The organism is Methylobacterium sp. 22177, assembly GCF_052045615.1.
Classification (GTDB): Bacteria; Pseudomonadota; Alphaproteobacteria; order Rhizobiales; family Beijerinckiaceae; genus Methylobacterium; species Methylobacterium radiotolerans.
The window spans coordinates 306292-320889 of sequence record NZ_JBQEPK010000003.1 but is presented as its reverse complement, the minus strand read 5'-3'; the positions used below and the strand labels follow the sequence as shown (position 1 = coordinate 320889).

Sequence of the window (14598 nt, the reverse complement as noted above, 5' to 3'; positions counted from 1 at the left end):
TCTCGAGATCGGCGGGCGGCGCGCCGCCGACGAGGCGCTCGACCGAGGGAATCCGGCGCGGGGACGGCGCCGGGTCGACGGCCTGAGGGGTGGGGGCGGGTCCGTTCATGTCAGGCCAGAGATAACCATCCCGCTGCACGGAGCCAGCCCGTCGACGCGCGGATAATGCGCGCAGGTTGTTCCGGTCCCGGCCCGACGGTAAGGGCAGATCCTGAAATCGGCGCCCGAGAGTCCATCGCACCCGCGCGGGGCGGGCTCGGCCACGCCAACCCCGCCGAGCCTTCTCGGGAGACGTCGCCATGTCCCGACCTTCGATCCAGATCCACCCGATGATCCTGTGCGGAGGGACGGGGACGCGGCTGTGGCCGGCGTCGCGGGAGAGCATGCCCAAGCAGTTCGCCCGGCTGGTCGACGCCGAGCGCTCGACCTTCCAGGCGACGCTGGCGCGCGTGTCGGACGCCACCGTCTTCGCGACGCCCACCGTCATCGCCTCGGCCGAGGCCCGCTTCATCGTCGCCGAGCAGCGCGACCAGCTCGGTCTCTCCGCCGACATCCTGCTCGAGCCGCAGGGCCGCGACTCCGCCGCCGCCGTGGCGGTCGCAGCCCTGCACGCCGCCGCCAGCGACCCGCAGGCCGTGGTGCTGATCATGGCCGCCGACCACGTCGTGCCCGACACGGCGGCCTTCGTGGACGCCGTGCAGCGCGCGGCCGCCGGGGCGCGCGCCGGCTACACGATGACGCTCGGCATCGAGCCCGACCGGCCGGCCACCGATTACGGCTACATCCGCCGCGGCGAGCCGATCGCCGAGGCCCCGGGCGCGGCCCGCGTCGCCCGCTTCGTCGAGAAGCCCGACCGGGCCGGCGCCGAGGCGCTGATCACCGACGGCGCCCTGTGGAACTCGGGCTACTTCCTGTTCCGCGCCGACCTGATGCTGGCCGAGCTGGAAGCGTTCGTCCCCGAGGTGCTGGCGGCCGCGCGCGCGGCCCTGGAGGCGGCGGTGACCGACCTCGACTTCGTGCGCCTCGACGCGACGGCCTTCGCCCAGGCGCCGAAGATCTCGATCGACTACGCGGTCATGGAGCGGACCGCCCGGGCCGGCGTGCTGCCGGTGTCGTTCGCGTGGTCGGATGTCGGCACCTGGGACGCGGTCTGGCAGGTGCTGGACCACGACGAGGCCGGCAACGCCGTGCGCGGCCGGGTGTCGCTGATCGGCACGAAGAACAGCCTCGTGCACAGCCAGGGCGAGGGCCTGACCGCGGTGGTGGGCCTGGAGGACGTGGTGGTGGTCTCGACCCCCGACGCGGTGCTGGTGGCCTCCAAGGCGCATTCGGGCCAAGTGAAGGAGCTGGTCGGCGCGCTGCGGGCCCGCGGGGAGCCGGAGGCGGACGCGCATCTGCGGATGTACCGGCCCTGGGGCTGGTACCAGCGGATCGACATCGGCGAGCGCTTCCAGGTGAAGCGGATCCAGGTTGTGCCGGGCGGGCGGCTGTCGCTGCAGAAGCACTACCACCGGGCGGAGCACTGGGTGGTGGTGCGCGGCACCGCCGAGGTGACGATCGACGAGCGGGTGGTGCTGGTCCACGAGAACGAGGCGGTCTACCTGCCGATCGGGTCGATGCACCGGCTGGCCAACCCGGGCAAGATCCCGCTGGAGCTGATCGAGGTCCAGGTCGGCTCCTACACCGGCGAGGACGACATCATCCGCGTCGAGGACATCTACGGACGCTGAGTGCCCGGGCGGCCAGCCTGCGACCCGATCACCCGCGGGTGCGCCCGGAACATGCGGCCGCCCCGATCGATAGCCTAGCGTGTGGCCGCTCCCGTGCGGCCGCGCCGCAGCGTCGGGGATATCGCATGAAGCACAAGCCGCTCCGCGAGCAGGTCATCGTGATCACCGGCGCCTCGTCGGGTATCGGCCTCGCCACGGCCCGGATGGCGGCCGAGCGCGGCGCCCGGGTGGTGCTGGCGGCGCGCAGCGGCGACGCCCTGGCGCGCATCCGGGCCGAGATCGAGGGCGTCGGCGGCAAGGCGATCGACGTCGTCGCCGATGTCGGCCGGCGGTCCGACGTGCAGGCCGTGGCCGACCGGGCCGAGGCGACCTTCGGCGGCTTCGACACCTGGGTGAACGTGGCCGGCGGCTCGATCTACGGCCGGCTGCGCGAGATCAGCGATGCCGACCACGAGCGCCTGATCCAGACGAATTTCTGGGGAACCGTCTACGGTTCCCTCGTGGCGACCGAGCACCTGCGCCAGCACGGCGGCGCCCTCATCAACGTCGGCAGTATCGCCTCCGACCTCGCCTTCCCGTTCCAGGGCATGTACGCGGCCTCGAAACACGCCGTGAAGGGCTTCACCGACGCCCTGCGCATGGAGCTGATGGACGAGAACGCGCCGATCTCGGTGACGCTGATCAAGCCGGCCTCGATCGACACGCCCCTGCCCCAGCGGGCCCGCAACTACATGGACCGCGAGCCGAGCCTGCCGCCGCCGATCTACCCGCCGGAGGAGGTGGCGAACGCCATCCTGCACGCGGCCGTGCACCCGCAGCGCGACATCTTCGTGGGCGGCGCCGGCAAGGCCTTCGTGGCCGGCAAGGAATTCGCCCCCGGCGCCTACGACTATCTCACCCCGGCGATCATCGCCCTGCAGAAGCGCGGGAGCGCGCCGCGCAACCCGGACGGCGCGCTGCACGCGCCGGTCGCGGCGGGGGAGACGCGGGGCGACCCGCCCGTCCCGGTCATGCGGACCAGCGCCTATACCCGCGCGACCCTGCACCCCCTCGCGGCCGCGGCCGGTCTGCTGGGCGTCGGCGCGGCCACGGCCTTCGCGGTGCTCGGCACCTCGTCCGGACGCCGACGGCGCCTGTAGGGGGAGGCGCGATGGAGACCCTGCCCGGCCCCGCCCGGGCGGCACGGGAGGCCGGGAGCGGGACCGGCGCCGAGGCCGATCCCCGGATCGTGCCGCGCCGAATCGTGTCCCTGGCCGAAGACCGGACGATCGCCTACGCGGAGACCGGCGCCGGGCCGGATCTCGTGGCGATCCACGGCACGCTGATGTGCCTGGAGGACGTCTGGCTCGGCCCCGTGCCGGCGCTGGCCGCGCATTTCCGCGTGCTGGCCGTCGACCGCCCGGGCCACGGTTTCAGCCGGCGGCCGCGCGGCGGCGCGGCCGACATCTGGGATCAGGCGGCCTCCATCCGGGAGGCCGTGCGGCGCCTCGGCCTGGAGCGCCCGGTCATCCTGGGCCACTCCTTCGGGGCCGCCGTCGCCCTCGCCTACGGCATGCTCCATCCGGACGAGGTGGCCGGCATCGTCGCCCTCGCGCCGATCTGCTTCCCCGAGCCGCGGCTGGAGCAGGTGCTGTTCGGGCCGCGGGCGCTGCCGTTCGGCGGCGACGCCCTGTCGGCGCTCCTGGGCGCCAGCAGCGACCGGGCGCTGCTGCCGCTCCTGTGGAACGCGATGTTCTTCCCGGAGGCGATGCCGCCGCGCTTCGCCCGGGACTTCCCCTTCGCCCTCGCGGGCCGCCCCGCGCAGATCACCGCCGAGGGCGAGGATGCGGGCTGGCTCTGGCCGGGTCTCACGCGCAGCGTCCTCAACTACCCGTTTCTGCGCCGGCCCACCCGCATCCTGGGCGGCAGCGCCGACCTGGTGGTGAACACCGACCTGCACGGCCGGCGCGCGGCCGGCCTGATCCCCGGGGCGCGGTTCGAGCGCCTGGCGGGGGCCGGCCACATGCTGCATCACCTTCAGACCGACGCGGTCGTCCGCGCGGCGCTGGCGGTGCACGCGGCCGCCTGACGGCCCCCGCGCGGGGGCCACAACTCAGCGGATGAGCGCCTTGATCTGCTGCTTGGCGCCCGCCTTCAGCCGGGCGAGCCCGCCGCGGGCCTGCCGCTCGCGCTCCTGTCGCAGCGTGCGCTTCTCGGCGTTCCAGGGATGCTCGTGCCGGAGGGTATGCTCCGGCGCGCGGACCCCGAAGCCGAGGGCGTAGGCGCGCCGCGGTCCGGCACTGAGATTCGGCCCGGCGCAGTGCAGGGTCCGGCAATCGTGGAAGGTGGCGCCGCCCGCCGGCAGCGGACAGGGGACCGCGCGCTCCACCGGAACCCCCAGGGCCTCGAGGCCGTGGATCCGCGGGTCGCCGCCGATGCTGCGATGGGTGAGGAGCGGCCCCCTGTGGCTCCCCGGGACGTAGAGCATGCAGCCGTTCTCCGGCGACACGTCCTGCAGGGGCATCCAGACCGTGATCGCCCGGTAATTCGTGTAGGCGGCGTAGAAGGCCTCGTCCTGATGCCACGCGGTCGCCGCACCGATCTTCGGCGGCTTGCGGATCGCGTGCTCGAAGACGAGGGCCGCGCGGCTTCCCAGGAGCTGGCGCGACATGGCCAAGGCGTTGGCCCGGAACAGGATGTCCCGGAGAAGCGGCTCGAAGCGGGACGGATTGAGAAGTTGCGGGGAGCGCGCCTCGCCGGCGCCGCGGTCGATGTCGACGAGGTCGAACAGGCTCCCGTCCTTCCAGCCGCGCGCCTCCTCGAACAGGCGGTCGTAGGCGCCGCGCAGCGTGTCGAGCTCCTCCGCGGTGGTGATCGCCGGGACGGTGACGAAGCCGTCGCGCCGGAACGCGGCGATCTCGTCCTCGGTCAGGAGCCGGGTCGGGACGCGCCCGGCCGCCCGGCTGCCCGCGATCCAGCGGACGAGCCGCGACCGCGCCACGGCCACGCGGGCGGAGAGGCCGTTCCCGGCATCGGGGACGCCGAGACCCAGGCGATCCGGAATCGTTGCTCGCATCGCACCCTCCGCTTCGAGATGATCCCGCGAGGATGCCCGCGTTTAGTCCGATGCCTACAGTACCTATTCCTAGGTATGACTGCCCATTCCAGTCTCATGCATTTGTCTTCATCTTTGCCGCCCACCACCTCCAGTTGAGATTTCCGGCGGCACGTCTTGCTCGTACCGGGCGGGCGCCGCGGTCGGCCGCGCGGCTTCCTCACGCCGGTGCATCGCATTGATGGCATTCCCGAAACTGTTTCCTTTCATGTCCAATATTTAATGCGTCTCACAGGCATCTTTACGCGTTCAATGCGCGATGACGACGATAAATACGCATCGGTTGCTCGGAGAGAGATCATGAATATTTTAATGAAAGCTGCTGCGGTCGCGATCGTGTCGGCGTTGCCGGGGTCAATGTGCGTGACGGGCGCGCAGGCGATGCCGCTCCCGGCCGATCCGGGCCTCGCGGCGCCGATCACCCTGGTGGCGGGAGGATGCGGGCCGGGAGCTTGGCGCGGACCCTGGGGCCACTGCCGCCGCACGCCCTATGTCGGGCCGCTGCCCGGCGGCTGGTACCAAGTGCGGGCGGGGAACGGCTGCCCGCCCGGCTACTGGCGCGGACCGTGGGGCCATTGCCGCAACACGCCGTATCACGGCCGACTGCCGAACGGCGGCTACCGGTAGCCGGTTACCCTTACCGTCGACGGTGCGCGGCGCCGGAGCGCTGGTGGGCGGTGAGGGACTCGAACCCCCGACCCTCTCCGTGTAAAGGAGACGCTCTACCAACTGAGCTAACCGCCCGGCCGGCGACCGTTACGGCATGGCGCTGGTCCGGTGCAAGGGTCCGCGCCCCGGATCCGCGTCAGGGATCGATGAGCCGCGCCGCCAGGGCCGGTCCGAGGCCGACGCTCTCCACGGGATCGGGCCTGGATCGAATCGACGCGGACGCGCCCGAAGCGAGAACCGCGCGGGTCCCGGCCTCGACCGAGCAGATCACCGGAACGGGAACCTGCGGGGCGATCCGCGCCGCGAGCCCCGCCAGACCGGCACCGCCCAGGATGACCGTCTCCGCGCCGGACGCCGCGCAGGCACGGCAGGCCTCGGCCAGGATCGCCAGGGCCGCGTCGGGATCCCGGGCGATGGCGCCGCCGCTCGGAGCCACTGTACGGAGCGCCGCGAGGGCGTCGGACAGCCCGAGTGCCGCCACGAATTCCCGCAGCATCCCCTCCCAGGCCGCCCCACCGGTGACGATGCCGAAGCGGCCGGCCGCGGCGGCCTCGTGGCAGGCCGCCTCCGCCATGCCGATCACCGGCACCCGCGACAGCTCGCGCAGCGCGAGAAGACCCGGATCGCCGAAGCAGGCCAGGTAGACCGCGTCGCACGCGCCCCCGTGCTCCGCGAGGGCATCGAGGGCCGCGTGGCCGGCGATCGCCGCTGCGGCCCGGCTCGCGATGTAGCGCGCGCCGAAACGGCCGGTGACGGCGCGCAGCTCCGCCCGGCCGCCGAGCTGCCGGCGGACATGATCGGCGACGAGGTCGGTGACGTGCGCGCTGGTGTTCGGGTTGATCAGCAGGATACGCATCCGGTCCTCCGTGCCTGGATCCGCGCACGAAAAAGCCCCCGGGGCTCAGGGCGCCGGGGGCTCGTCTCACTCAGTCAGGACGCTCAGTGGGCCACGAAGGCCGCGCCGTCCTCTTCGGTGCGGGCGGGCTTGGCCACCGGCAGGGGCTCCTCCCACTCGATCGCCTCGGGCTGGCGGACCAGCGCCTTCTCCAGCACCTGATCCATCCGCGAGACCGGGATGATCTCCAGGCCGTTCTTCACGCTGTCGGGCACCTCGGCGATGTCCTTGGCGTTCTCCTCGGGGATCAGCACCGTCTTGATGCCGCCGCGGAGCGCGGCGAGCAGCTTCTCCTTCAGGCCGCCGATCGGCAGGACCCGGCCGCGGAGCGTCACCTCGCCGGTCATCGCGACGTCTCGGCGGACCGGGATCCCGGTCAGCGTCGAGATGATCGCGGTGGCCATGGCGATGCCGGCCGACGGACCGTCCTTCGGGGTCGCCCCCTCCGGAACGTGGACGTGGATGTCGCGCCGATCGAAGAGCGGCGGCTCGATCCCGAAATCGATCGCCCGGGAGCGGACGTAGCTCGCCGCCGCCGAGATCGACTCCTTCATCACGTCCTTCAGGTTGCCGGTGACCGTCATCTTGCCCTTGCCGGGCATCATGACGCCCTCGATCGTCAGCAGCTCGCCGCCGACCTCGGTCCAGGCCAGACCCGTCACCACACCGACCTGATCGTCCGCGTCGATCTCGCCGTAGCGGAACTTCGGCGGGCCGAGGAAGACCGGAAGGGTCTCCGGGGTCACCGCGACCGACTTGGTCTTGGTGATCAGGATCTCCTTCACCGCCTTGCGGATCAGGTTGGACAGCTCGCGCTCCAGGTTGCGGACGCCGGCTTCCCGCGTGTAGCGGCGGACCAGCATCATCAGCCCGTCGGCATCGATCGACCACTCGTGCGTCCCGAGGCCATGCTTCTTCAGGGCGTTCGGGATCAGGTGCTTGCGCGCGATCTCGACCTTCTCCTCCTCGGTGTAACCGGCGATGCGGATCACCTCCATCCGGTCCATGAGCGGGCCCGGGATGTTGAGGGTGTTGGCCGTGGTCACGAACATCACGTTCGAGAGGTCGTAATCCACCTCCAGGTAGTGGTCGTTGAAGGTGCTGTTCTGCTCAGGGTCGAGAACCTCGAGGAGCGCCGCCGACGGATCGCCGCGGAAGTCCATGCCCATCTTGTCGATCTCGTCGAGCAGGATGAGCGGGTTCGAGGTTTTGGCCTTGCGCATCGACTGCACGATCTTGCCGGGCATCGAACCGATATAGGTCCGGCGGTGACCGCGGATCTCGGCCTCATCGCGCACGCCGCCGAGCGACATCCGGACGAACTCGCGACCCGTCGCCTTGGCGATGGACTTGCCGAGCGAGGTCTTGCCGACGCCGGGGGGACCGACGAGGCACAGGATCGGGCCGGTGAGCTTGTTCGCCCGCTGCTGCACGGCGAGGTACTCGACGATCCGCTCCTTGACCTTGTCGAGGCCGAAATGGTCCTCGTCGAGCAGCGCCTGGGCGCCGAGCAGGTCCTTCTTGATCTTCGAGCGCTTGCCCCACGGGATGCCGAGCATCCAGTCGAGGTAGTTGCGCACGACGGTCGCCTCGGCCGACATCGGCGACATCTGCCGCAGCTTCTTCAGCTCGGCGGTGGCCTTGTCTCGGGCCTCCTTGGAGAGCTTGGTCTTCTCGATCTTCTCTTCCAGCTCGGCCAGCTCGTCGCGGCCATCCTCGGAGTCGCCCAGCTCCTTCTGGATCGCCTTCATCTGCTCGTTCAGGTAGTACTCGCGCTGGGTCTTCTCCATCTGCCGCTTGACGCGGGTCCGGATGCGCTTCTCCACCTGGAGCACGGAGATCTCGCTCTCCATCAGCGACAGCACGCGCTCGAGGCGCTGCGCCACCGTGGGGGTCTCCAAGATGCCCTGCTTGTCGGAGATCTTGACGAGCAGGTGCGAGCCGATCGTGTCGGCGAGCTTCGACGGCTCGTCGATCTGCGTCACGGCGGAGACGACCTCGGGGGAGATCTTCTTGTTGAGCTTGACGTAGTTCTCGAACTCCGAGAGCACGGAGCGCGCGAGCGCCTCGGCCTCGACGCGGTCGCCGAGCTCGTCGTGGAGCGCCTCGGCGGTCGCCTCGTAGAACTCGTCCGAGCGGGTGAAGTCCACGACCTTCGCGCGGCCGACGCCCTCGACCAGCACCTTCACGGTGCCGTCGGGCAGCTTCAGCAGCTGGAGCACCGAGGCGAGGGTACCGATCTTGTAGATCGCGTCGGTCGCCGGGTCGTCGTCGCCCGCGTTGATCTGGGTGGCGAGCAGGATGTGGCGGTCGGTGCGGACGGCCTCCTCGAGGGCGCGGATCGACTTCTCGCGGCCCACGAACAGGGGCACGATCATGTGCGGGAAGACGACGATGTCGCGCAGGGGGAGGACGGCGTAGGAGCCCGTCGAACCCGGGACCACCGGCTGGCGCGATTTCGACTGTGACATGCTGACTTCCTCTCAGGGACGCCGGGTTCGGCGCCCCCATGCACGGAGCGCGCCTACAGCCAGGTGCCGACCGGGCCGCGAGGGTCGGATTTCGCTAACTTTGCGGCTGGCGACGCGGACCGGACCTCGAAGGAGCGTGCGGCCACCGCGCTGAGCCTGAGGTGGCTGCGGGGGGGAGCGTTTTCAAGGCGGCCCCCGCAGCGCGCCCGGCCAGAGCCGGGCGCCTCATGCAACCCTACCGAGCGCCTACGCGCTGACGCTGGCGGGCGCGTCCTTGTTGCGGTCGCCGTGGATGTAGAGGGGGCGCGACTTGCCCTCGACCACCTCCGGGCCGATGACCACCTGCTCCACGGACTCGAGGCCCGGCAGGTCGTACATCGTGTCCAGCAGGATCGTCTCCAGGATGGAGCGCAGGCCGCGGGCGCCGGTCTTCCGCTCGATCGCCTTGCGGGCGACGAGCGACAGGGCCTCGTCCTGGAAGGTCAGGTCGACGTTCTCCATCTCGAACAGCCGCTGGTACTGCTTCACCAGGGCGTTCTTCGGCTCCTGCAGGATCTTCTTCAGCGCGGCCTCGTCGAGGTCCTCCAGCGTCGCCAGGACCGGCAGGCGGCCGACGAACTCGGGGATGAGGCCGAACTTCAGCAGGTCCTCCGGCTCGACCGAGCGGAAGATCTCGCCGGTGCGGCGGTCGTCCGGGGCCTGGACGGTCGCGCCGAAGCCGATCGAGGTACCCTTGCCGCGCTGGGAGATGATCCGCTCCAGCCCCGCGAAGGCGCCGCCGCAGATGAACAGGATGTTGGTCGTGTCGACCTGCAGGAATTCCTGCTGCGGGTGCTTCCGTCCGCCCTGGGGCGGGACGGAGGCGACCGTACCCTCCATGATCTTCAGGAGCGCCTGCTGCACGCCTTCGCCCGACACGTCGCGGGTGATCGACGGGTTGTCGGACTTGCGGGAGATCTTGTCGATCTCGTCGATGTAGACGATGCCGCGCTGCGCCCGCTCGACGTTGTAGTCCGAGGCCTGGAGCAGCTTGAGGATGATGTTCTCGACGTCCTCACCGACGTAGCCGGCCTCGGTCAGCGTCGTGGCGTCCGCCATGGTGAACGGCACGTCCAGGATGCGGGCGAGCGTCTGCGCGAGCAGGGTCTTGCCCGAGCCGGTCGGCCCGATCAGCATGATGTTGGACTTGGCCAGCTCGACGTCGTTGTGCTTCGTCGCGTGGGCGAGCCGCTTGTAGTGGTTGTGCACCGCGACCGAGAGGACCTTCTTGGCGAAGTCCTGGCCGATGACGTAGTCGTCGAGGACGCGGCGGATCTCCTTGGGGGTCGGCACGCCGTCGCGGCTCTTCACCAGCGAGGATTTCGACTCCTCGCGGATGATGTCCATGCACAGCTCGACGCACTCGTCGCAGATGAACACCGTGGGGCCGGCGATCAGCTTGCGGACCTCGTGCTGGCTCTTGCCGCAGAACGAGCAATACAGCGTGCTCTTCGAGTCGTTGCCGCCAGTCTTGCTCATATCGGTCTCCGATTCCTCGCGTCCGCAGCCGGCAAGGGGCGGACGCGCATCGCATGAATGTAGGGGGCCCGTTTAAAGAAACAGTGTGCTGCGCGCCTTTGACCGAAGGGCCCGAACCTCGATGCAAACACGCTGCCGCGGCGGGATCAAGGCCGCGCCGCGGCGGTCAGGCGACGCGGGGCGGTCAGGCGGCCGCCGGCTCGGGACGCTTCTCGATCACCTCGTCGATGAGCCCGAACTCCTTGGCCGCGTCGGCGGTCATGAAGTTGTCGCGCTCCAGCGCCGTGTGGATCGTGTCGTAGTCGCGCCCGGTGTGCTTCACGTAGATCTCGTTCAGGCGCCGCTTCAGCGCCTCGATCTCGCGGGCGTGGATCAGGATGTCGGTCGCCTGGCCCTGGAAGCCGCCGGACGGCTGGTGGACCATGATCCGGGCGTTCGGCAGGGCGAAGCGGTGGCCCGGCTCGCCGGCTGTGAGCAGCAGGGAGCCCATCGAGGCGGCCTGGCCGACGCAGAGGGTCGTCACCGGGCAGCGGATGAACTGCATCGTGTCGTAGATCGACAGGCCGGAGGTGACCACGCCGCCGGGGGAGTTGATGTAGAAGGAGATCTCCTTCTTCGGGTTCTCCGCCTCGAGGAACAGCAGCTGCGCCACGATCAGCGACGCGCCGTAATCCTCCACGGGGCCGGTGAGGAAGATGATGCGCTCGCGGAGCAGGCGGGAGTAGATGTCGAAGGCGCGCTCGCCGCGGCTCGACTGCTCGACGACCATCGGCACGAGCGCGTTGTTGTAGACGTCGATCGGATCTCTCATCTCGTCCTGCCCCGGAGTGAGGCCCGGGGCTGCCGCGAATCAGGGCAGCCCCGGGCATGTCAGCGAACACCGGCGATGCTTAACCATCGCCTAACCCTTGCCCGCCGTCCTGGGACAGAGCGGGACTCAGTCGGCCTTGGCTTCGGTCTTGGACTCGTCCTTGGCCTCGGCCTTGTCTGCCGGCTTCCCGCCGGTCGTGTCGTCGTCATCTTCGTCGGCGAAAAGCGCCTCTTTCGAGACGGGCTCCTCGACGAGCTTGACCTGCCCGAGGACGTGGTCGACGACCTTCTCCTCGAACAGGGGCGCGCGGAGTTCCGCGAGCGCCTGCGCATTCTTCCGGTAGAAGTCCCAGACCTGCTGCTCCTGGCCCGGGAACTGCCGGACCCGGGCGATGAGGGCCTGGTTCACCTCCTCGTCCGAGACCTTGATATCGGCGCTCTCGCCGACCTGCGCAAGCACGAGACCGAGACGGACGCGCCGTTCCGCGATCTTCCGGTACTCGGCCTGGGCCTTCTCCTCGGTGGTGTCCTCGTCCTCGAAGGTCTTGCCGCGGGTCTTGAGGTCCTGCTCGACCTGCGCCCACACCGCGGCGAATTCCTGCGCCACCAGCGACGGGGGCAGCTCGAAGGCGTACTTGCCGTCCAGCGCGTCGAGGAGCTCCTTCTTGAGCCGGCGGCGCGAGGCGGCCTCGAAGTCCCGGCCGATCGCCTCGGACACGGCCTCGCGGAGCTTCTCCAGCGACTCCATGCCCATCGACTTGGCGAACTCGTCGTCGATCTTGGCTTCGCCCGCCGCCTGGATCTTCGTGACGGTCACGTCGAACTCGGCGTCCTTGCCGGCGAGGTGCTCGGCCCCGTACGACTCGGGGAAGGTGACCTTCACGAGGCGCTTGTCGCCGACCTTGGCGCCGACGAGCTGATCCTCGAAGCCCGGGATGAACGAGCCGGAGCCCAGCTCGAGGTCGATGCCCTCGCCCTTGCCGCCCTGGAACTCCTCGCCGTCGATGCGGCCGACGAAGTCGATCGTGACGCGGTCGCCGCTCTGGGCCTCGGCGCCCTCCTCGCGCTCGGTGAACGGGCGGCTCTGGCCGGCCATGCGGTCGAGGGCCTCGTCGACCTCCGCGTCCGACGGCTTGGCGACGAGCTTGGTCAGGCTGACGTCGGAGAGGTCGGCGAGCTCGAAGCTCGGCATCACCTCGAGGGCGACCTTGAAGGCGAGGTCGCCCTTGGCGTCCAGCGCCTTCTCGACCTCGGCCTGGTCGGTCGGGAACTCGACCTGCGGCTCCAGGGCGAGCTTGAGGCCGTTATCGGTGACGATCTGGCGGTTCGCCTCGTTGACGGCGTTCTGCACCACCTCGGCCATCACGGAGCGGCCGTAGACCTTGCGCAGGTGCGCGACCGGCACCTTACCGGGACGGAAGCCCTTGAGCTGCACCTTGTCCTTCATGCCGGACAGCTCGTTGGTCAGGCGCTCCTCGAGTTCCTGGGCGGCCAGCAGAACCTGAAACTCGCGCTTCAGCCCCTGGGCGTTGATCTCGGTCACCTGCATCGTCGTCGTCGCTCTTCAAAGAAACCTGGGGTCGCCGGCCGGGCCGGCGTCGTGCTCGCGCGGACCGGGATGCCGAGATGTCGGGTACGGGGCGGAGGGTCCCGAGGGGACCGCAACCTCAGCAGAGGTCCTGGTGCGGGCGGAGGGGCTCGAACCCCCACGTCTTGCGACACTGGAACCTAAATCCAGCGCGTCTACCAGTTCCGCCACGCCCGCGCGCGCCGACATCCGGCGCATCGCCGACCGCCGGAAGCGCGCCCTATAGCATGGGCCGGCGGGCCCGCAGCAAAAAACTTGCCCCTGTGGCGCGGCAGCCCGCGCGCCGCTAAGGAGCGGGCCCACCGCGAGCCGCAGCCGAGATCCCATGCCGCCATCCCGCACCGTGCCGCCGACCGATTCGCGTGCCGGCACGCCGTCGCGCCGGACCCTGCTCGCCGCCGCGGCGGCCTTCGGGCTCGCGCCGGAGGCCGCGCGGGCCCAAGCGCCGGCCGCCGCGCCAGGGGCGCCGGCGCCGTCCTCCGCGCAGCCGGAGCCCGCGGCGGCGCCGGCGGCCCTGCCGGCGGCGCCCGGCAGGACGCGGTTCAGGCCGGAACCGGCGCCAGAGACGCCGGTCTGGTGCTTCGACGGCAAGGCCCTGCCGCCCGTCATCCGCGAGAAGCTCGGGCAGGCGGTACGCCTCAAGGTGGAGAACCGGACCGACAGGGCGCTGTCGCTGCACTGGCACGGGGTGCGCAACGTCAACGCCATGGACGGCGTCGGCGGGGTGACCCAGGCGCCGATCCCGCCGGGCGGCGACTTCCTCTACACTTTCACGCCGCCGGATGCCGGCTCCTACCTGATCCGGCCCCTGGTCGTCGGCGGGGCGAGCGAGCCGTCGGGCCGCGGGCTCGCGGGCATGCTGGTCGTCGAGGAGACGAACCCGCCCGCGGTCGACGCCGACGTCAGCGTCGTGCTGCAGGACTGGCGGCTCCAGGACGACGGCACCCTGATGCCGTTCGGGCAGACGGCGCTCGCCGCCGCGCACGGCCGCCTCGGCAACCTCGTGACCGTCAACGGCAAGCCGGTGCCGGGCGCCTTCGAGGCCCGGCCGGGGTCCCGTATCCGCCTGCGCCTCGGCAATGCCTGCAACGCCCGGGCGACACGCATCAAGTTCGAGGGCGTGAAGGTCTACGTGGCGGCGGTCGACGGCCAGCCCACCGACACGTTCGAGCCCCTGCGGGCCACCCTCCCCTTCCCGCCCGGCACCCGCTACGACCTGCTCGTCGACCTGCCGGAGGAGGAAGGCGCCACCTGCGAGATCCACGCGCTGATCGGCAAGGGCCTGGTCCTGGCGAGCGTCGTCACCAAGGGTGCCAGGATCACCGAGAAGCGGCCCCCGATCGGGCCGATCGGCGAGAACAAGCGCCTGCCGGCCGAGATCAAGCTCCAGAACGCCCTGCGCCGCGACGTGGTGATCACCGGCGGCGCCTTCGTGCCGAAGGGTAAGGACGGGGCCAAGGACGCCCCCGCGCCCGACCCCGTCTACACGGGCGACCCGCAGAAGATCTGGTCGGTGAACGGCGCGAGCGGCGCCGCCGGCCTCGCGCCGATCTTCTCGGTGAAGCGCGGCCAGGTGGTGGTGCTGGCCCTGCGCAACGAGACCGCCTTCCCGCAGGCCCTGCACCTGCACGGCCACTGCTTCCGCCTGCTCCATCCCCTGGACGACGGCTGGGAGCCCTACTGGCTCGACACCTTTCAGCTGCTGGAGGGCCGCACAGCCCGGATCGGGTTCCTGGCGGACAATCCGGGGCGCTGGCTGATCAGCGCCACGGTGCTGGAGCGGTTCGACACCGGCCTCTGGACGATGTTCGAGGTCACCTGAG

At 70.6% G+C, this 14598-nt stretch carries 11 protein-coding genes and 2 tRNA genes; 5 read left to right on the top strand and 8 right to left on the bottom strand.

Translation table 11 applies throughout. The annotated features are described in order from the left end of the window. Positions 1–299 precede the first annotated feature (299 nt). The 3 genes from ACTJK8_RS06040 to ACTJK8_RS06030 all read left to right on the top strand — a co-directional run bounded on the left by ACTJK8_RS06040 (position 300) and on the right by ACTJK8_RS06030 (position 3798). The gene (locus tag ACTJK8_RS06040; protein WP_012322043.1) at positions 300–1730 is read left to right on the top strand and encodes a mannose-1-phosphate guanylyltransferase/mannose-6-phosphate isomerase; all 1431 of its coding nucleotides are present in this window, start codon (positions 300–302) and stop codon (positions 1728–1730) included. 125 nt (positions 1731–1855) lie between these two features. Continuing rightward, positions 1856–2869: an SDR family oxidoreductase gene (locus ACTJK8_RS06035; protein WP_440761647.1), complete on the top strand. Its 1014-nt coding sequence runs from the start codon at positions 1856–1858 to the stop codon at positions 2867–2869. Between the two features lie 11 nt (positions 2870–2880). Then, on the top strand, positions 2881–3798 hold the full coding sequence (locus ACTJK8_RS06030) for an alpha/beta fold hydrolase (protein WP_440761646.1): 918 nt from the start codon (positions 2881–2883) through the stop codon (positions 3796–3798). 24 nt (positions 3799–3822) lie between these two features. Here ACTJK8_RS06030 and ACTJK8_RS06025 read toward each other — a convergent pair whose 3' ends face one another. Continuing rightward, positions 3823–4785 (bottom strand): phytanoyl-CoA dioxygenase family protein, encoded by a 963-nt coding sequence (locus tag ACTJK8_RS06025; protein WP_012322040.1) that lies wholly within the window; start codon positions 4783–4785, stop codon positions 3823–3825. Between the two features lie 396 nt (positions 4786–5181). Here ACTJK8_RS06025 and ACTJK8_RS06020 point away from each other — a divergent pair, with 396 nt between their 5' ends. Beyond that, a complete protein-coding gene (locus ACTJK8_RS06020; RefSeq protein WP_373866326.1) occupies positions 5182–5451 on the top strand; it encodes a GCG_CRPN prefix-to-repeats domain-containing protein in 270 nt (89 codons plus the stop codon). A gap of 41 nt (positions 5452–5492) precedes the next feature. On the opposite strand, the gene ACTJK8_RS06015 is transcribed toward ACTJK8_RS06020, so the two are convergent. The 7 genes from ACTJK8_RS06015 to ACTJK8_RS05985 all read right to left on the bottom strand — a co-directional run bounded on the left by ACTJK8_RS06015 (position 5493) and on the right by ACTJK8_RS05985 (position 12952). Then, positions 5493–5568 (bottom strand) — tRNA-Val (locus tag ACTJK8_RS06015). Positions 5569–5629: 61 nt separating this feature from the next. Then, on the bottom strand, positions 5630–6349 hold the full coding sequence (locus tag ACTJK8_RS06010; RefSeq protein WP_012322038.1) for an aspartate/glutamate racemase family protein: 720 nt from the start codon (positions 6347–6349) through the stop codon (positions 5630–5632). An 83-nt stretch (positions 6350–6432) separates the two neighbouring features. Then, positions 6433–8859, bottom strand: a complete 2427-nt coding sequence (lon, locus tag ACTJK8_RS06005; protein ID WP_029358262.1) for an endopeptidase La — start codon at positions 8857–8859, stop codon at positions 6433–6435. A 246-nt stretch (positions 8860–9105) separates the two neighbouring features. Beyond that, entirely contained in the window at positions 9106–10377 is a 1272-nt protein-coding gene (gene clpX, locus ACTJK8_RS06000; RefSeq protein ID WP_010684321.1) for an ATP-dependent Clp protease ATP-binding subunit ClpX, read from the bottom strand. 184 nt (positions 10378–10561) lie between these two features. Beyond that, positions 10562–11188, bottom strand: a complete 627-nt coding sequence (locus tag ACTJK8_RS05995; RefSeq protein WP_012322036.1) for an ATP-dependent Clp protease proteolytic subunit — start codon at positions 11186–11188, stop codon at positions 10562–10564. 126 nt (positions 11189–11314) lie between these two features. Beyond that, the gene (tig, locus tag ACTJK8_RS05990; RefSeq protein WP_024828280.1) at positions 11315–12736 is read right to left on the bottom strand and encodes a trigger factor; all 1422 of its coding nucleotides are present in this window, start codon (positions 12734–12736) and stop codon (positions 11315–11317) included. Between the two features lie 131 nt (positions 12737–12867). Next, positions 12868–12952 (bottom strand) — tRNA-Leu (locus tag ACTJK8_RS05985). A 148-nt stretch (positions 12953–13100) separates the two neighbouring features. Here ACTJK8_RS05985 and ACTJK8_RS05980 point away from each other — a divergent pair. Then, the gene (locus tag ACTJK8_RS05980; RefSeq protein ID WP_440761645.1) at positions 13101–14597 is read left to right on the top strand and encodes a multicopper oxidase family protein; all 1497 of its coding nucleotides are present in this window, start codon (positions 13101–13103) and stop codon (positions 14595–14597) included. Position 14598: the final 1 nt, after the last annotated feature.